Source organism: Streptomyces anandii JCM 4720 (assembly GCF_014650655.1).
In the GTDB taxonomy this organism is placed as follows: domain Bacteria; phylum Actinomycetota; class Actinomycetes; order Streptomycetales; family Streptomycetaceae; genus Streptomyces; species Streptomyces anandii.
Genome location: NZ_BMVJ01000011.1, coordinates 226739 through 243136, shown reverse-complemented (window position 1 = coordinate 243136; position 16398 = coordinate 226739). Strand labels below are relative to the sequence as shown.

The window sequence follows — 16398 nt, the reverse complement described above, 5'->3', positions numbered from 1 at the left end:
CCGCGGCGGCGTCCGAGGCGTCGTGCGCCGGGGTGCCGGCCGTCCGGTGCGCGGCTGCTGTCGCCATTCGGTCCCCCTTGACCTCGACTTCTCTGTCTCTCCCGACCGATCGTTCGGTCCGTCGAATTCAATGGTGCGGCCCGCCGCCGTAGGGTGTCAACCGCTGTGGACAACCGTCCGCGGCACCTGTGGACAAACCCCGCGGCCTCTGCGCGGACCGCCTCGCGGTGAGCGGGCCGGGTCGTTTCCCGGCCCGCCGTGGACCGCGGGGCGCCTCGCGGCGGCCGTACGACGGCCGTGCGGGTGGGGGCCGTGCGAGTGGTGCGGCGCGGGCTCCCCGCCGGGGCGCTCCGGGGCCCCGGCGGGGGTCGGGGGTATGCCGGGCGGGCTCGCCTGAGTACCGTTCCGTGCGGCGCCGAACGGCGGTGCCGCGGGCGGGAAGCGGGGAACGGGGAGGAATGGACGCGTACGACGAGGACGCGAGCGCGCCGCGGCGGCGGCGCGGGCCGGGAGCGTCCGGCGGTCCGGACCGGCCGCCGGCGGACCCCGGTGAGGCCTCGCCCGCCGCGGCGGCTGACGACGCGCCGCCGCAGCCCGGCGCGGCCGCCGCAGACGATGCCGCCGACGCCTTCGCGCCTGGCGGCGCCCCCGCGTCCGGCGAGGCCCCCGCGTCCGGCGGCCGTCCCGCGCCCGGTGATGCTTCCGCGTCCGGCAGTCCCGCTCCCGTGACTGGTGGTGCCGTGTCCGGCGGTGGCCCCGTGCGCGGTGGGTTCGGTGCCCCCGTGGCCGAGGGCCGGCCGAGTTCTGGTGTGGCCGCTCTGTCGCTGCCCTATCAGGTCGGTGCGGCCGTCGCGCTGGCGGTGGTCGCGGTGGTCGCCTGCGTCCACCTCGGCATGGTCTTCCTGCACGTCGCGCCGTCGAACACGCTGACCAAGCAGCACGGCAAGGCCGTGGACGAGTGGATCTACCCCGAGTTCGAGCAGAACTGGAAGCTGTTCGCGCCGAACCCGCTCCAGCAGAACATCGCCGTCCAGGTGCGCGCCGAGGTCCGCACCGCCGACGGCGCGAGCCGCACCACCAGGTGGTACGACCTGTCCGCCGAGGACGGCCGGGCCATCGACGGCAATCCGCTGCCCAGCCACACGCAGCAGAACGAACTGCGCCGGGCCTTCGACTTCTACGGCTCCTCGCACGACGCCGCCAACCGGCCGATGGGCCTGCGCGGCGCCCTGGCGGAGCAGTACCTGCGCCGGATCGTGGTGCTGCGCCTGGCCCGCGACCACGCGGCCGGCTCGGGCGACGTCCTCGCGCGCGTGCAGGTGCGCAGCCGTATCAGCAGCGTGCCCCCGCCCCGATGGAGTGGTGAGAAGGTGTCGGACAAGCCCGCGTACCGCCTGCTGCCCTGGTGGACCGTCCCGGCCGGCGAGGCAGCCGGAGGTGTGCGGTGAGCACTCTCGCCCAGTCGCTCTCCCGGGGGATCGGCAAGGTCACCGAATCGGCTCTCGCCCCGTATCAGAGCGCCGTCATACGCATCGGCTTCTCCGCGACCTGGCTGCTGTTCCTGCTGCGCGAGTTCCCGCACCGCCAGGAGCTGTACGGCCCCGACGCGCCGTGGAACTGGGACCTGGCCCGGCAGCTGACCGGGGACAACGGGGCCTTCACCGTCCTGCTGTGGTTCCGCGGCCGGTTCTGGTTCGAGGCCGTCTACGTGCTGGCGGTGCTGGCGAGCGCCCTGCTGCTGCTGGGCTGGCGCACGCGCACGATGTCGGTGCTGTTCATGCTCGGCGTGCTCTCGCTGCAGAACCGCAGCGTCTTCGTCGGGGACGGCGGCGACAACGTCCTGCACCTGATGTCGGTGTACCTCGTCTTCACGCGCTGCGGCCAGGTCTGGTCGCTGGACGCACGGCGCGCGGTACGTGCCCGTGCGGCACGCGCGCGTGGGCAGCGGCTGCCCGACCGGGCCGGTCCCGTCCTGTGGAGCGTGCTCGGGCTGGCGCTGGCCGCGGTGACCGCGGCGGGGCGCCTGCAGGGCGAGTGGTTCGTGCCGGCGCTGCTGTGGACCGTGTGGCTCGGCCAGGCGCTGTGGTGGGTCGCGCGGCGGCGGGCCAAGTGGGACCAGCCGCGGATCCTGCTCGACGTCGTCGGGAGCGTCGTGCACAACGGCGCCCTGGTCGTGATCATGGCCGAGGCGTGCCTGATCTACGCCACCGCCGGCTGGTACAAGATCCAGGGCTCGCGCTGGCAGGACGGCACCGCCGTGTACTACCCGCTGCACCTGGACTACTTCTCACCCTGGCCCGCGCTGGGCGGCCTGATGTCCTCCAGCGGCACCATGGTGATGCTGGTGACCTACGGGACGGTGATCGCGCAGGTCGCCTTCCCGTTCACGTTGTTCAACCGGCGGGTCAAGAACGTCCTGCTGGCCGTGATGATGACCGAGCACGCCGCGATCGCGGTCGTCCTGGGACTGCCGTTCTTCTCGCTGGCGATGATCACCGCGGACGCGGTGTTCCTGCCCACACCGTTCCTGCGCCGGCTCGGCGAGCGTGCGGCACGCGCGCGTGCCCGGCTGCGGCGGCGCCCGGCGACCGCCGCGCTGCCCGAGCCGCGCGCGCCGGAGGACAGCGAACCGGCGCGCGTAGGCTTCCCGGCATGACCGATCCCGTGGACGCCTGGCGCCGGCTCGCCGGAACCTGTGTGCTGCTCGACGGCTTCCACGCCCTCAAGCACGCGGTGCGCTTCGGCGCCGAGGTGCCGGTGGCGGTCACCGCCGACCGGCGGGCGGCGCTGGCCCTGGCCGACGAGCTGGCCCCGGACGTGCGTGGGACGCTGGACGCCCTGCTGACCGAGGTGCCGTACGAGACGTACGCCTCCCTGGTGCCGCGCCCGCACCCCACCGCTGTGGCGGCGCTCGCCGTACGGCCCTCCAGGCAGGCCAGTCTGCGCGCGCTCACCGATGCGGCCCGCCGCGCGCCCGTCGTCGTCCTGGACCAGCCGCGCAACCTGGGCAACGCGGGGGCGGTGATCCGCCTGGCCGCCGGTTTCGGCGTCGCCGGGGTCGTCACCACCGGCACCCTGGACCCCTGGCATCCGACGGTGGTGCGGGGCGGGGCGGGGCTGCACTTCGCGACCGCCGTGGAGCGGCTGACGGTGGACGAGCTCCCGCGCGGGCCGCTGTTCGCGCTGGACCCGGAGGGCGAGGACATCCGCGGGCTGAAGCTGCCCGACGACGCGGTCCTCGCCTTCGGCTCGGAGCGCAGCGGGCTGTCCGCGGAACTGCGCGCCCGCGCGGACCACTTGGTGGCCCTGCCGATGCGCCCCCAGGTCTCCAGCTACAACCTCGCCACCAGCGTGGCGATGACGCTGTACCACTGGAGCGCCACCGGGGGCGCGGTCCCGACCTGACCGGACCGGCCCGGGACCGGCCTCGATCGGTGGCGGGCCGGCCGCCGGGTGGCGGACCGGCCCCGGTCGTCCCGCCCGCCTACGCCTCCCTGCGGACCTCGACCACCCGGAAGCGGTTCGCCACGAACGCCCCGTCGCACAGGGCCGCGTTGGCCGCGGGGTTGCCGCCCGAGCCGTGGAAGTCGGAGAAGGCGGCGGTCTGGTTGACGTACACCCCGCCGGTGAGGTTCAGCGACAGCTGGGCGGCCTCCTCGAGGCACACCTCCTGCACCGCCTGCTCGACCTCCTCGTCGGTGGTGTAGGCGCCGACCGTCATCGCGCCCTTCTCGCGGACCGTGCGGCGCAGCAGCTCGACCGCGCCGGCGGCCGAGTCGACGGCGACGGCGAAGGAGACGGGGCCGAAGCACTCGCTCATGTAGGCGGCCTCGGCGTCGGGCTTCGCGCCGTCCAGCTTCACGATCACCGGCGTGCGCACGACGGCGTCCGGGAAGTCGGGGTTGGCGACCTCGCGGGAGGCGAGGGCGACCTCGCCGAGGGCCGCGGCGGCCTCCAGGCGGGCCTTGACGTCGGGGTTGACGATCGCGCCGAGCAGCGCGTTGGCGCGCGCGTCGTCGCCGAGCAGGGCGTCCACGGACCTGGCGAGGTCGGCGGTCACCTCGTCGAAGGACTTGTGGCCCTGGTCGGTGGCGATGCCGTCGCGGGGGATCAGCAGGTTCTGCGGGGTGGTGCACATCTGGCCGCTGTAGAGGGACAGCGAGAAGGCCAGGTTGGACAGCATGCCCTTGTAGTCGGCGGTCGAGTCCACGATCACCGTGTTGACGCCGGCCTTCTCGGTGTAGACCTGCGCCTGACGGGCGTTGGCCTCCAGCCAGTCGCCGAAGGACGTCGAGCCGGTGTAGTCGATGATCCTGATCTCGGGGCGGGTGGCCAGCGTCTTGGCGATGCCCTCGTCGGGGCGCTCGGCGGCCAGGGCCACCAGGTTGGGGTCGAAGCCGGCCTCGGCGAGCACCTCACGCGCGGCCTGGACCGTCAGCGCGAGCGGCAGCACCGCCCGGGGGTGCGGCTTGACCAGCACGGCGTTGCCGGTGGCGAGGGAGGCGAACAGGCCCGGGTAGCCGTTCCACGTCGGGAAGGTGTTGCAGCCGATGAGCAGCGCGATCCCGCGCGGGACCGGCGTGAAGTGCTTGGTGAGGACGAGCGGGTCGCGCTTGCCCTGCGGCTTGGTCCACTCGGCGGTGTCGGGCGTGCGCACCTGCTCCACGTACGCGTACGCCACGGCTTCCAGTCCGCGGTCCTGGGCGTGCGGGCCGCCCGCCTGGAACGCCATCATGAAGGCCTGGCCGGAGGTGTGCATGACCGCGTGCGCGAACTCGTGCGTCCGGTCGCTGATCCGCTTGAGGATCTCCAGGCACACCATCGCGCGCGTCTCCGCGCCCGCGTCCCGCCACGCGCCCTGGCCGGCCTTCATGGCGGGCAGCAGCACCTCGATGTCCGCGTGCGGGTAGGTCACGCCCAGTTCGACGCCGTACGGCGAGACCTCGCCGCCGACCCAGTCGTCCGTGCCGGGCTGACCGAGGTCGAGTCGGGTGCCGAGGACGGTGTCGAAGGCGGCCTTGCCGGCGCCGGCGTCCAGGCTGCCGTTCTCCCCGTAGGCCTTGGGGTGCTCGGGGTGGGGCGACCAGTACGCGCGCGTGCGGATCGCCTCGAGCGCCTGGTCCAGGGTGGGCCGGTGCCTGGCGATCAGCTCGTGCGTGGTCAGTTCGGCGGCCATGCGGGACCAACTCCTCGTCTCGAGGGCTCCTCGTCGAGCCCTGACCTGGGCGGAACCATGGTCACAACCATGGGCAGGAACAGGCGGTCAGAGTTAGAGTAACCGAACGATCGGTCGGGACAAGGGGGTCCGCCGCATCCGTGGACAACGCCGTGCGGGAGGATCGCGCACATGACAGCACTCGACCTCAGCAGCCCCGTGGCCGTCGTCGGCACCGGCACCATGGGCCAGGGCATAGCCCAGGTCGCGCTGGTCGCCGGTCATCCCGTACGCCTGTACGACGCCGTGCCCGGCCGGGCACGGGAGGCGGCCGACGCGATCGGCGCCCGGCTCGACCGGCTCGTCGCCAAGGACCGGCTCACCGGCGCCGACCGGGACGCCGCCCGCGCCCGTCTGCGGCCCGCCGGGAGCCTCGAGGAGCTCGCGGACTGCTCCCTGGTCGTCGAGGCCGTCCTGGAGCGGCTGGACGTCAAGCAGGAGCTGCTGCGCGCCCTGGAGGACGTCGTCGGCGACGACTGCCTGCTCGCCACCAACACCTCCTCCCTGTCGGTGACCGCCATCGGCGGGGCGCTGCGCCACCCGGGGCGCTTCGTGGGCCTGCACTTCTTCAACCCGGCGCCGCTGATGCCGCTGGTCGAGGTCGTCTCCGGGTTCGCCACCGACGTCACGTCGGCCACGCGCGCGTACGAGACGGCCCGCGCCTGGGGCAAGACGCCGGTCGCCTGCGCGGACACCCCCGGCTTCATCGTCAACCGCATCGCCCGCCCCTTCTACGCCGAGGCGTTCGCGGTCTACGAGGCACAGGCCGCCGACCCCGCCACCATCGACGCCGTCCTGCGCGAGTCCGGCGGCTTCCGGATGGGCGCCTTCGAACTGACCGACCTCATCGGCCAGGACGTCAACGAGTCCGTCACCCACTCGGTGTGGCAGTCCTTCTTCCAGGACGTACGCTTCACCCCCTCGCTCGCCCAGCGGCGCCTGGTGGAGTCCGGCCGGCTCGGCCGCAAGAGCGGGCACGGCTGGTACGACCACGGCGACGGCGCCGAGCGGCCCGAGCCGCACACCGCCGAGAAGGCGCGGCCGCCCGCGTACGTGGTCGTCGAGGGCGACCTGGGGCCGGCCTCCGAGCTGCCGGCGCTGATCCGCGAGGCGGGCATCCCGGTGCGCGAGGAGGACGAGGACCACGGCACCCGGCTGGTGCTGCCGAGCGGCGGCCAGCTGGTCCTCGCCGACGGGCAGACCTCCGTGGAGTTCCGCGACGTCGTCTACTTCGACCTCGCGCTCGACTACCGCCGCGCCACCCGCGTGGCCCTGTCCGCCTCCCAGGACACCGCCGCGCAGACCCTCGCCGAGGCCATCGGCCTCTTCCAGGCGCTCGGCAAGGACGTCAGCGTCATCGGCGACGTCCCCGGCATGATCGTCGCCCGCACGGTCGCGCGGATCGTCGACCTCGCGCTCGACGCCGTGGCCAAGGGCGTGGCCACCGAGGAGGACATCGACACGGCCATGCGCCTCGGGGTCAACTACCCCCTCGGCCCCTTCGAATGGAGCCGCCGGCTCGGGCGGACCTGGGCCTACGGCCTCCTCGACGACCTGCATCTGCGCGACCCGTCCGGACGCTACGCGCCGTCGCTCGCGCTGTACCGGCACGCGTACGCCACGGAGAAGCGGGAGAGCGCCTCATGACCACCGCCAGGCGCGACACGTACACGCCCGAGACGCTGCTCTCGGTGGCGGTGCGGGTCTTCAACGAGCGCGGCTACGACGGCACGTCCATGGAGCACCTGTCCCGCGCGGCCGGCATCTCCAAGTCGTCGATCTACCACCACGTGGCCGGCAAGGAGGAGCTGCTGCGGCGGGCGGTGAGCCGGGCGCTGGACGGCCTGTTCGGGATCCTCGAGGAGGAGCACGCGCGCGTGGGGCGCGCCGCCGGCCGCCTGGAGTACGTCGTGCGGCGCATGGTGGAGGTGCTCATCGCCGAACTGCCCTACGTGACGCTGTTGCTGCGGGTGCGCGGCAACACCGCGACCGAGCGGTGGGCGCTGGAGCGGCGCCGGGAGTTCGACCACCGGGTGGCCGCGCTGCTGAAGGCGGCGGCCGAGGAGGGGGACGTGCGCGACGACGTCGAGGTGCGCCTGGCGACCCGGCTGGTGTTCGGGATGATCAACTCCATCGTGGAGTGGTACCGGCCCGACGGGCGCGGCGCGGGCGAGCGGGAGGTCGCCGACGCGGTCGCGCGGCTGGTCTTCGGCGGGCTGCGCGAGGACGGCTGAGCGGCAGCGGGTCAGCCCTGGGGTTCCAGGTCCTCCTCCTCGAAGACCAGCAGGGTGCGGGTGCTGAGGACCTCGGGGATCGCCTGCAGCCGGGTCAGCACCAGTTCGCGCAGGGCGCGGTTGTCCGGCGTGTGGACCAGGAGCAGCACGTCGAAGTCGCCGCCCACCAGGGCGATGTGGGAGGCGCCGGGCAGTTGCCGCAGCTCCTCGCGCACCGTGCGCCAGGAGTTCTGCACGATCTTCAGCGTGATGTACGCGGACGTGCCCTGTCCCGCGCGCTCGTGGTCGACGCGGGCGCCGAAGCCGCGGATGACGCCGTCCTCGAGGAGCCGGTTGATGCGGGCGTAGGCGTTGGCGCGCGAGACGTGGACCCGTTCGGCGACCGACCGTATCGAGGCGCGGCCGTCCGTCTGGAGCATCTGCAGGATGTCCTGATCCACCGCGTCCAGCGGGCGCGGCGGCGGAAGGACCGCGCCGCCCGGGCTGTCGGCCATTTGTTCAGGTGCCATGTCCCCCCGCCTCTTCGCCGTGGACGTACTGCGTCCATCCCATGCTGTGGAGAACCGTTTGTCCACAGCCTGGGGGCGCGTGTAGCCAAAATGTGCCGACGACCGAACAATCGGTAGGTGAGGCGCCTCACAGTCGACGCGCCTCCCGTAGCCGCTCCCACGAGGAGGTGCCGTCATGACGGTCATGGAGCAGCGGGGTGCGTACCGGCCATCGCCGCCGCCCGCCTGGCAGCCCCGTACCGACCCCGCGCCGCTGCTGCCCGACGCGGAGCCCTACCGCGTCCTGGGGACGGAGGCGGCCGCGAAGGCCGACCCGGAGCTGCTGCGCCGTCTGTACGCGCACGTGGTGCGCGGCCGCCGGTACAACGCGCAGGCCACCGCCCTGACCAAGCAGGGCCGCCTCGCCGTCTACCCCTCAAGCACCGGCCAGGAGGCCTGCGAGGTCGCCGCCGCGCTGGTCCTTCAGGAGCGCGACTGGCTCTTCCCCAGCTACCGCGACACGCTCGCCGCCGTGGCCCGCGGAGTCGACCCCGTCGAGGCGCTCACACTGCTGCGCGGCGACTGGCACACCGGCTACGACCCCTACGAGCACCGGGTGGCTCCGCTGTCCACCCCGCTCGCCACCCAGCTGCCGCACGCCGTGGGCCTCGCCCACGCCGCCCGCCTCAAGGGCGACGACGTGGTCGCCCTGGCGATGGTCGGCGACGGCGGCACCAGCGAGGGCGACTTCCACGAGGCGCTGAACTTCGCCGCCGTATGGCGGGCCCCCGTCGTCTTCCTGGTCCAGAACAACGGCTTCGCGATCTCCGTCCCGCTGGCCAAGCAGACCGCCGCCCCCTCCCTGGCCCACAAGGCCGTCGGGTACGGCATGCCGGGCCGCCTGGTCGACGGCAACGACGCGGCCGCCGTGCACGAGGTGCTCGCCGACGCCGTGCGGCACGCCCGCGCGGGAGGCGGCCCGACCCTCGTCGAGGCCGTGACGTACCGCATCGACGCCCACACCAACGCCGACGACGCCACCCGCTACCGCGGCGACGCCGAGGTCGAGGCCTGGCGCGACCACGACCCGCTCCAGCTGCTGGAGCGGGAGCTGACCGGGCGCGGCCTGCTCGACGAGGCCGGCGCCGCGGCCGCCCGCGAGGAAGCGGAGGCGATGGCCGCGCGGCTGCGCGAGCGCATGAACCAGGACCCGGCGCTCGACCCCGCGGACCTGTTCGCCCACGTCTACGCCGAGCCCACCCCGCAACTGCGCGAGCAGCAGGCGCTGCTGGAGGCCGAGCTGGCCGCCGAGAACGAGTCGCGGGAGGGCACGGCCCGATGACCACCGTCGCCCTCAAGCCGGCCACCATGGCCCAGGCCCTCACGCGCGCGATGCGCGACGCGATGGCCGCCGACCCCTCCGTCCACGTCATGGGCGAGGACGTCGGCACCCTCGGCGGTGTCTTCCGCGTCACCGACGGCCTCGCCAAGGAGTTCGGCGAGGACCGCTGCACCGACACCCCGCTGGCCGAGGCCGGCATCCTCGGCACCGCGGTCGGCATGGCCATGTACGGGCTGCGCCCGGTCGTGGAGATGCAGTTCGACGCCTTCGCCTACCCCGCGTTCGAACAGCTCGTCAGCCATGTGGCGAAGATGCGCAACCGCACGCGCGGGAAGATGCCCCTGCCGATCACCATCCGCGTGCCCTACGGCGGCGGCATCGGCGGTGTGGAGCACCACAGCGACTCCTCCGAGGCGTACTACATGGCGACCCCGGGGCTCCACGTCGTCACGCCCGCCACCGTCGCCGACGCCTACGGGCTGCTGCGCGCCGCCATCGCCTCCGACGACCCGGTCGTCTTCCTCGAGCCCAAGCGGCTGTACTGGTCGAAGGACTCCTGGAACCCCGAGGAGCCGACGACCGTTGAACCGATCGGCCGCGCGGTGGTGCGGCGCACCGGCGGGAGCGCCACGCTGATCACCTACGGCCCGTCCGTGCCCGTGTGCCTCGAAGCCGCCGAGGCGGCGCGTGCCGAGGGCTGGGACCTGGAGGTCGTCGACCTGCGCTCGCTGGTGCCGTTCGACGACGAGACGGTCTGCGCGTCGGTGCGGCGCACCGGACGCGCGGTCGTCGTGCACGAGTCGGGCGGGTACGGCGGCCCGGGCGGGGAGATCGCCGCCCGCGTCACGGAGCGCTGCTTCCACCACCTGGAGGCGCCGGTGCTGCGCGTGGCCGGGTTCGACATCCCCTACCCGCCGCCGATGCTGGAGCGGCACCACCTGCCCGGCGTCGACCGGATCCTGGACGCCGTGGCGCGTCTGCAGTGGGAGGCCGAGAGCTGATGGCACAGGTGCTGGAGTTCAAGCTCCCCGACCTCGGGGAGGGGCTCACCGAGGCGGAGATCGTCCGCTGGCTGGTCGAGGTGGGCGACGTTGTCGCCATCGACCAGCCGGTCGTGGAGGTGGAGACGGCCAAGGCGATGGTCGAGGTGCCCTGCCCCTACGGCGGCGTGGTCACCGCCCGCTTCGGCGACGAGGGCACGGAACTGCCCGTCGGCGCGCCCCTGTTGACGGTGGCGGTCGGCGAACCGGCCGACGGCGGCGAGCCCGAGGGCTCCGGCAACGTCCTGGTCGGCTACGGCACCGCGGCGCCCCCGGCGCGGCGCCGCAGGGTCCGCCAGGCTCCGGCCGCACGGCCGGCGGCGCACCAGCCGGCACCCGCGGGACCCGTGAACGGGTCCTCCGGGTCCTCGCACGCGGGCGCCGACCGGGCGGCGGCCACCGGGCACGCCGAGCGCGCCCCCGGGCGCGGCAGGCGTGCCGCAGGGTCCGCCGGGGCCACCCCCGCCGCCGAGCGGCCGGTGGACGGGCCCGTCCCGGTGATCTCGCCGCTGGTGCGCAGGCTCGCCCGGGAGAACGGCCTGGATCTGCGCCGCCTGTCGGGCTCAGGGCCGGACGGGCTGATCCTGCGCGCGGACGTCGAGGACGCGCTGAGGACGGGCGCCACGGCGGTGTCCGGGCCGCCCCACGCGGGTGACCTGCGTGCGCCGGTCCGGGCCGGCGCGGCCCAGACCCCCGCGGGCCAGACCCCCGAGGCGCGGACCCCCGCGGCCCGGACTTCCGCGTCCCGTGCCTTTGGCGCCCGCGTGCCGCTCAAGGGCGTGCGCGGGGCCGTCGCCGACAAGCTCTCCCGCAGCCGCCGCGAGATACCCGACGCGACCTGCTGGGTCGACGCCGACGCGACCGAGCTGATGCGCGCCCGCGCGGCCATGAACGCGGCAGGCGGACCGAAGATCTCCCTGCTCGCGCTCCTCGCCCGCATCTGCACGGCCGCGCTCGCCCGGTACCCCGAGCTGAACTCGACCGTCGACACCGAGGCCAGGGAGATCGTCCGGCTGGACGCGGTGCACCTCGGCTTCGCGGCCCAGACCGAGCGCGGCCTGGTCGTGCCGGTCGTACGGGACGCGCACGCGCGGGACGCCGAGTCGCTGACCGCGGAGTTCGCGCGGCTCACCGAGGCGGCCCGCACCGGCGCCCTCACACCCGGCGAACTGACCGGCGGCACCTTCACGCTGAACAACTACGGGGTGTTCGGCGTCGACGGCTCCACGCCGATCATCAACCACCCGGAGGCGGCCATGCTCGGCGTCGGCCGCATCGTCCCCAAACCCTGGGTCCACGACGGCGAGCTGGCGGTACGACAGGTCGTGCAGCTCTCGCTCACCTTCGACCACCGGGTGTGCGACGGCGGCACGGCGGGCGGTTTCCTGCGGTATGTGGCGGACTGCGTGGAGCAGCCCGCGGTGCTGTTGCGCACTGTGTGAGCACAGGGCCCGCCCTCGTTTCCCCGTGGTCGAGGGCGGGACGCATACTCGGGGGGTGACCTCCTACGAGCGACCCGGCGCCCCCGACGCCGACGACTCGCGGGCGTACGACGCCGTCGTCCTCGCCGGAGGCGCCGCCCGGCGGCTCGGCGGCGCGGACAAGCCCGGCCTGCGGGTCGGTGGCCGCGCCCTGCTCGACCGAGTGCTCGCCGCCTGTGCCGACGCCCGCACCACGGTGGTCGTGGCCGGCCCCCGGCCCACCGCCCGGCCCGTCCGGTGGGCACGCGAGGACCCGCCCGGCGGCGGCCCGGTCGCCGCGCTCGACGCCGGGCTGCGCCGCACCACGGCCGAGGACGTCGTCGTACTCTCCGCCGACCTGCCGTTCCTCGAACCGGGCACGGTACGGCGGCTGCTGGACGCCCTGCGCGCCGGGCGCGCCGACGGCGCGCTGCTCACCGATGCCGAGGGTCGCGACCAGCCGCTCGTCGCCGCCTACCGCGCCCACGCGCTCCGCCGTGAACTGGCGGCGCTGAGCGAAGCGGCGCTCTCCGAAGCGGTGCCCGCCGGCCGCGCACCCGCGACGGACGGCCGCGCGGCCGGCGCCCTCGCGGGGCTGCCGCTGCGCCGGCTGACCGGCGCGCTCGACCTCACCCGCGTCCCCGACCACGTCGCGTCGTTCGACTGCGACACCTGGGACGACATCGCCACCGCAAGGGCACGCATCAGGGAGCATGGGCACGTGTTGGATGAATGGATTTCCGCAGTCAAGGACGAGCTGGGCATCGACCTGGACGTCGACACCGGCGTACTGCTCGACCTCGCCCGTGACGCCGCCCATGGCGTGGCCCGGCCCGCGGCGCCCCTGACCACCTTCCTCGTCGGCTACGCGGCCGCGCGGGCCGGGGGCGGCCCCGAAGCGGTCGCCGAGGCCGCCCGCAAGGCCGCCGCACTCGCCCTGCGCTGGGCCGACGAGGACGCGGCCCGGGGCGACGTGGCCCCCGATGCCACGCCCGACACCCGCCCGGACGCGGGATGACCGCCCGAGGCGTGCGGACCGGCGAGGACGCCGAGGACCAGGACTTCGACGTGGAGGAGGCCCTGGCCCTCGTGAAGGGCCCCGGGAGCGCCGCCTCCGGCCACGGACCGGCGGGCACCGGCCACGCACCGGCGACCGGCCACGGCACCCCGCGCCCTAGCGAAGGCGCCCGCACGCCGGACAGCGCCCAGCCGCACGCCGCGCACTCCCCCGACGCCCGTCACCAGGCCACCCCCTGGCCGCAGGCCAGGGAGACCGCCGCCCGCGCCGCCCGGGCGGCCGCCCGCCGTGACGCGGCGGCGGTCCCCCTGGACGCGGCCCTCGGACTCGTCCTGGCCGAACCGCTGGCCGCCCTCACCGACCTGCCCTCCTTCGACACCTCGGCGATGGACGGCTGGGCGGTCGCCGGTCCCGGACCCTGGGACGTACGCGACGAGGGCGTGCTGGCCGGGCACGCGCAGCCCGAGCCGCTGACCGACGGCGAGGCGGTCCGCATCGCCACCGGCGCCCGCATCCCGCAGGACACCACCGCCGTGCTGCGCAGCGAGCACGGCCGCACGGACGCCAAGGACCGGCTGCACTCCACCCGCGAGGTCCAGCACGGCCAGGACATCCGCCCGCGCGGGCAGGAGTGCCGCAGCGGGGACCACTTGCTGCCGGTCGGCACCCTGGTCACCCCCGCCGTGCTCGGGCTCGCCGCGGCCGCCGGATACGACACGCTCACGGCGGTCCCCCGGCCCCGCGTCGACGTCTTCGTCCTCGGCGACGAACTGCTCACCGAGGGGCTGCCCCACGACGGCCGCATCCGGGACGCGCTCGGCCCTATGCTGCCGCCCTGGCTGCGGGCGCTGGGCGCCGAGGTCGCCACCGTGCGCCGGATCGGCGACGACGCCAGGGCGCTGCACAAAGCGGTCAGCAGGTCCGAGGCCGACCTGATCGTCACCACCGGAGGCACCGCCGCCGGCCCCGTCGACCACGTGCACCCCACCCTGCGCCGCATCGGCGCCGAGTTGCTGGTGGACGGCGTCAAGGTGCGCCCGGGTCACCCGATGCTGCTCGCCCGCACCAAGGAGAGGCAGCACCTGGTCGGGCTGCCCGGCAACCCGCTCGCGGCCGTCTCCGGCCTGCTCACGCTCGCCGAGCCGCTGCTGCGCACCCTTGCCGCGCGTCCCGCCCCGGAGCCGTACACGCTGCCGCTGAAGGACGCGGTCCACGGCCATCCGAACGACACCCGGCTGGTGCCGGTCGTCCTGCGCGGCGACCACGCGGCGGTGCTGCACTACAACGGCCCCGCCATGCTGCGTGGGGTGGCGGCGGCCGACGCCCTCGCCGTCGTACCACCGGGTGGCGCCCGGCAGGGTCAGGAGACCGAACTCCTCGACCTGCCCTGGGCCGCCGCCGGAATCGGGGTGTGTTTCACGTGAAACTTCCGGGCCATGACGCGATCGCCCGCCAGGCGGACGAACATCTCGTGACCCAACGGGTGAAACTCCCGAGAAAAGTGGTGGAGCGGCCGCTGCGCCAGGTCGCCAAGCGGCTGGCGCTGGCCCTGCTGGTCCTGGTCGTGACCGTGGCGATCGTCTACGCCGACAGCGACGGCTACCACGACAACGCGGACAGCTCCGTGAGCCTGCTCGACTCGGCGTACTACGCCACGGTGACCCTCTCCACGACCGGGTACGGCGACATCACGCCGGTCAGCGACAGCGCGAGGCTCACCAACATCCTCGTCATCACGCCGCTGCGCGTGCTCTTCCTGATCATCCTCGTCGGCACCACGCTGGAAGTCCTCACCGAGCGCACCCGCGAGGAATGGCGCATCAACCGCTGGAGGTCCACCTTGCGCGACCACACCGTCGTCGTCGGCTTCGGCACGAAGGGAAGGTCGGCGATCCAGACCGTCTGTGCGACCGGGCTGAAGAAGCAGCAGGTCGTCGTGGTCGATCCCAGCGCCAAGGTGGTGGAGGCGGCCACGGCCGACGGATATGCGGGGGTGGTCGGGGACGCGACCCGCAGCGAGGTGCTCAAGCGCGCCGAGGCGCACCGGGCGCGGCAGATCATCATCGCCACCCAGCGGGACGACACGGCCGTACTGGTGGCGCTGACCGCCCGGCAGCTCAACCGGGGGGCGAAGATCGTGGCGGCGGTGCGCGAGGAGGAGAACGCGCCGCTGCTCAAGCAGTCCGGCGCGGACGCCGTGATCACCAGCGCCAGCGCGGCCGGGCGGCTGCTCGGGCTGTCGGTGCTCAGCCCGGCCGCCGGCATGGTGATGGAGGACCTCATCCAGCAGGGCAGCGGCCTGGATCTGGTCGAGCGGCCCGTCATAAAGGCCGAGGTGGGCCGTGGCCCGAGGGACACGGACGACCTCGTGGTGAGCGTCGTACGAGGTCACCGGGTGCTCGGATACGACGATCCGTCGGTCGGCGCACTGCAGTTGACCGACCGTCTGATCACGATCGTGCGCGCGACGCCGGAGACCCGGGTCACCCCGGACACGCGTCCGCCGGCGATGCAGTAGCGCAACGGCGTCCCCTGGCGGGGCGACGGGCGAGGAGTAGCGTCGGCTCCATGTATGCGATCACGATTCCCGAACCCGGTGGGCCCGAGGCGTTGGTGTGGGACGAGGTGCCGGACCCGGTGCCCGGCGAGGGCGAGGTGCTGGTCGAGGTGGTGGCCAGCGCCGTCAACCGGGCCGACATCCTGCAGCGGCAGGGCTTCTACGACCCGCCGCCCGGCGCCTCCCGGTATCCCGGCCTGGAGTGCTCCGGACGGGTCGCCGCGCTCGGTCCCGGTGTGTCCGGCTGGGCGGTCGGCGACGAGGTGTGCGCGCTGCTCGCGGGCGGCGGTTACGCCGAGAAGGTCGTCGTCCCGGCCGGTCAGCTGCTGCCGGTGCCCGAGGGTGTGGACCTGCGGCAGGCCGCCGCGCTGCCCGAGGTGACGTGCACCGTGTGGTCCAACGTCTTCATGGTCGCCCATCTGCGCCCCGCCGAGACGCTGCTGGTGCACGGCGGCTCCAGCGGCATCGGCACGATGGCGGTCCAGCTCGCCAAGGCGCTCGGCGCCAGGGTCGCCGTCACGGCCGGCACCAAGGAGAAGCTCGACTACTGCGCCGAGCTGGGCGCCGACATCCTGATCAACTACCGCGAGCAGGACTTCGTGGCGGAGATCGAGCGGGCCACGGACGGCGCCGGCGCCGACGTCATCCTCGACAACATGGGCGCCAAGTACCTGAACCGCAATGTTCAGGCCCTCGCCGTCAACGGCCGCCTGGCGATCATCGGCATGCAGGGCGGGGCCAAGGGCGAGCTGAACATCGGCACCCTGCTGAGCAAGCGCGCGGCCGTCAGCGCCACCTCGCTGCGGGCCCGCCCGCTGGGGGAGAAGGCGGCCATCGTCGCGGCGGTGCGCGAGCACGTCTGGCCGCTGTTCGCCGACGGGCACGTCCGGCCGGTCGTCGACCGCGAGCTGCCGATGAGCGACGCCGCGGCGGCGCACCGGGTCGTGGAGGAGAGCGGGCACATCGGGAAGGTGCTGCTGGTGGCGCCCTGACCCGGCTCGGTCACCCTCCTGCCGAGCACCGGCCAGGACCTCTGGCACCGGC

At 74.2% G+C, this 16398-nt stretch carries 14 protein-coding genes; 12 read left to right on the top strand and 2 right to left on the bottom strand.

Going from position 1 to position 16398, the window contains the following annotated elements; translation table 11 throughout:
- The first annotated feature begins 809 nt into the window (after positions 1 to 809).
- From IE249_RS40070 to IE249_RS21325, 3 genes are read left to right on the top strand one after another with little or no spacing between them, the layout of a single operon-like run.
- Positions 810 to 1448, top strand: a complete 639-nt coding sequence (locus tag IE249_RS40070; protein ID WP_373304424.1) for a DUF5819 family protein — start codon at positions 810 to 812, stop codon at positions 1446 to 1448.
- Positions 1445 to 2656 (top strand): HTTM domain-containing protein, encoded by a 1212-nt coding sequence (locus tag IE249_RS21330; RefSeq protein ID WP_189706838.1) that lies wholly within the window; start codon positions 1445 to 1447, stop codon positions 2654 to 2656. The genes IE249_RS40070 and IE249_RS21330 overlap by 4 nt, the downstream gene beginning before the upstream one ends.
- The gene (locus IE249_RS21325) at positions 2653 to 3405 is read left to right on the top strand and encodes a TrmH family RNA methyltransferase (RefSeq protein ID WP_189706835.1); all 753 of its coding nucleotides are present in this window, start codon (positions 2653 to 2655) and stop codon (positions 3403 to 3405) included. Before IE249_RS21330 ends, IE249_RS21325 begins: the two co-directional genes overlap by 4 nt.
- A 79-nt stretch (positions 3406 to 3484) precedes the next feature.
- Here IE249_RS21325 and paaN read toward each other — a convergent pair whose 3' ends face one another.
- A complete protein-coding gene (paaN, locus tag IE249_RS21320) occupies positions 3485 to 5176 on the bottom strand; it encodes a phenylacetic acid degradation protein PaaN (protein WP_189706833.1) in 1692 nt (563 codons plus the stop codon).
- Positions 5177 to 5347: 171 nt separating this feature from the next.
- On the opposite strand from paaN, the gene IE249_RS21315 reads away from it, so the two are divergent.
- Positions 5348 to 6862 carry a 3-hydroxyacyl-CoA dehydrogenase gene (locus IE249_RS21315; protein ID WP_189706831.1) on the top strand — a complete coding sequence of 505 codons (1515 nt, stop codon included), beginning with the start codon at positions 5348 to 5350 and terminating at the stop codon, positions 6860 to 6862.
- Positions 6859 to 7449, top strand: a complete 591-nt coding sequence (locus IE249_RS21310) for a TetR/AcrR family transcriptional regulator (RefSeq protein ID WP_189706829.1) — start codon at positions 6859 to 6861, stop codon at positions 7447 to 7449. Before IE249_RS21315 ends, IE249_RS21310 begins: the two co-directional genes overlap by 4 nt.
- An 11-nt stretch (positions 7450 to 7460) precedes the next feature.
- On the opposite strand, the gene IE249_RS21305 is transcribed toward IE249_RS21310, so the two are convergent.
- Entirely contained in the window at positions 7461 to 7943 is a 483-nt protein-coding gene (locus IE249_RS21305) for an Lrp/AsnC family transcriptional regulator (protein ID WP_189706930.1), read from the bottom strand.
- A 190-nt stretch (positions 7944 to 8133) separates the two neighbouring features.
- Here IE249_RS21305 and pdhA point away from each other — a divergent pair, with 190 nt between their 5' ends.
- Genes pdhA through IE249_RS21270 form a run of 7 tightly spaced genes read left to right on the top strand, consistent with a single transcriptional unit; the run spans position 8134 to position 16346 of the window.
- Positions 8134 to 9279 (top strand): pyruvate dehydrogenase (acetyl-transferring) E1 component subunit alpha, encoded by a 1146-nt coding sequence (pdhA, locus tag IE249_RS21300; RefSeq protein ID WP_189706827.1) that lies wholly within the window; start codon positions 8134 to 8136, stop codon positions 9277 to 9279.
- Positions 9276 to 10280 carry an alpha-ketoacid dehydrogenase subunit beta gene (locus tag IE249_RS21295; protein WP_189706825.1) on the top strand — a complete coding sequence of 335 codons (1005 nt, stop codon included), beginning with the start codon at positions 9276 to 9278 and terminating at the stop codon, positions 10278 to 10280. The genes pdhA and IE249_RS21295 overlap by 4 nt, the downstream gene beginning before the upstream one ends.
- Positions 10280 to 11761 (top strand): dihydrolipoamide acetyltransferase family protein, encoded by a 1482-nt coding sequence (locus IE249_RS21290; protein ID WP_189706823.1) that lies wholly within the window; start codon positions 10280 to 10282, stop codon positions 11759 to 11761. Before IE249_RS21295 ends, IE249_RS21290 begins: the two co-directional genes overlap by 1 nt.
- A gap of 55 nt (positions 11762 to 11816) precedes the next feature.
- Positions 11817 to 12797 carry an NTP transferase domain-containing protein gene (locus tag IE249_RS21285; RefSeq protein WP_229858931.1) on the top strand — a complete coding sequence of 327 codons (981 nt, stop codon included), beginning with the start codon at positions 11817 to 11819 and terminating at the stop codon, positions 12795 to 12797.
- Positions 12794 to 14221 carry a molybdopterin molybdotransferase MoeA gene (locus IE249_RS21280; protein WP_189706820.1) on the top strand — a complete coding sequence of 476 codons (1428 nt, stop codon included), beginning with the start codon at positions 12794 to 12796 and terminating at the stop codon, positions 14219 to 14221. The genes IE249_RS21285 and IE249_RS21280 overlap by 4 nt, the downstream gene beginning before the upstream one ends.
- Positions 14218 to 15315, top strand: a complete 1098-nt coding sequence (locus IE249_RS21275; protein ID WP_189706818.1) for a potassium channel family protein — start codon at positions 14218 to 14220, stop codon at positions 15313 to 15315. Before IE249_RS21280 ends, IE249_RS21275 begins: the two co-directional genes overlap by 4 nt.
- A 50-nt stretch (positions 15316 to 15365) precedes the next feature.
- Positions 15366 to 16346 (top strand): NAD(P)H-quinone oxidoreductase, encoded by a 981-nt coding sequence (locus IE249_RS21270; RefSeq protein ID WP_189706816.1) that lies wholly within the window; start codon positions 15366 to 15368, stop codon positions 16344 to 16346.
- Positions 16347 to 16398: the final 52 nt, after the last annotated feature.

Excerpts from the sequence above, each read along its gene's own strand:
- IE249_RS21325 (WP_189706835.1), top strand. The coding sequence starts at position 2,653 with ATGACCGATCCCGTGGACGCCTGGCGCCGGCTCGCCGGAACCTGTGTG.
- paaN (WP_189706833.1), bottom strand. The coding sequence starts at position 5,176 with ATGGCCGCCGAACTGACCACGCACGAGCTGATCGCCAGGCACCGGCCC.
- IE249_RS21315 (WP_189706831.1), top strand. The coding sequence starts at position 5,348 with ATGACAGCACTCGACCTCAGCAGCCCCGTGGCCGTCGTCGGCACCGGC.
- IE249_RS21310 (WP_189706829.1), top strand. The coding sequence starts at position 6,859 with ATGACCACCGCCAGGCGCGACACGTACACGCCCGAGACGCTGCTCTCG.
- IE249_RS21305 (WP_189706930.1), bottom strand. The coding sequence starts at position 7,943 with ATGGCCGACAGCCCGGGCGGCGCGGTCCTTCCGCCGCCGCGCCCGCTG.
- pdhA (WP_189706827.1), top strand. The coding sequence starts at position 8,134 with ATGACGGTCATGGAGCAGCGGGGTGCGTACCGGCCATCGCCGCCGCCC.
- IE249_RS21295 (WP_189706825.1), top strand. The coding sequence starts at position 9,276 with ATGACCACCGTCGCCCTCAAGCCGGCCACCATGGCCCAGGCCCTCACG.
- IE249_RS21290 (WP_189706823.1), top strand. The coding sequence starts at position 10,280 with ATGGCACAGGTGCTGGAGTTCAAGCTCCCCGACCTCGGGGAGGGGCTC.
- IE249_RS21280 (WP_189706820.1), top strand. The coding sequence starts at position 12,794 with ATGACCGCCCGAGGCGTGCGGACCGGCGAGGACGCCGAGGACCAGGAC.
- IE249_RS21270 (WP_189706816.1), top strand. The coding sequence starts at position 15,366 with ATGTATGCGATCACGATTCCCGAACCCGGTGGGCCCGAGGCGTTGGTG.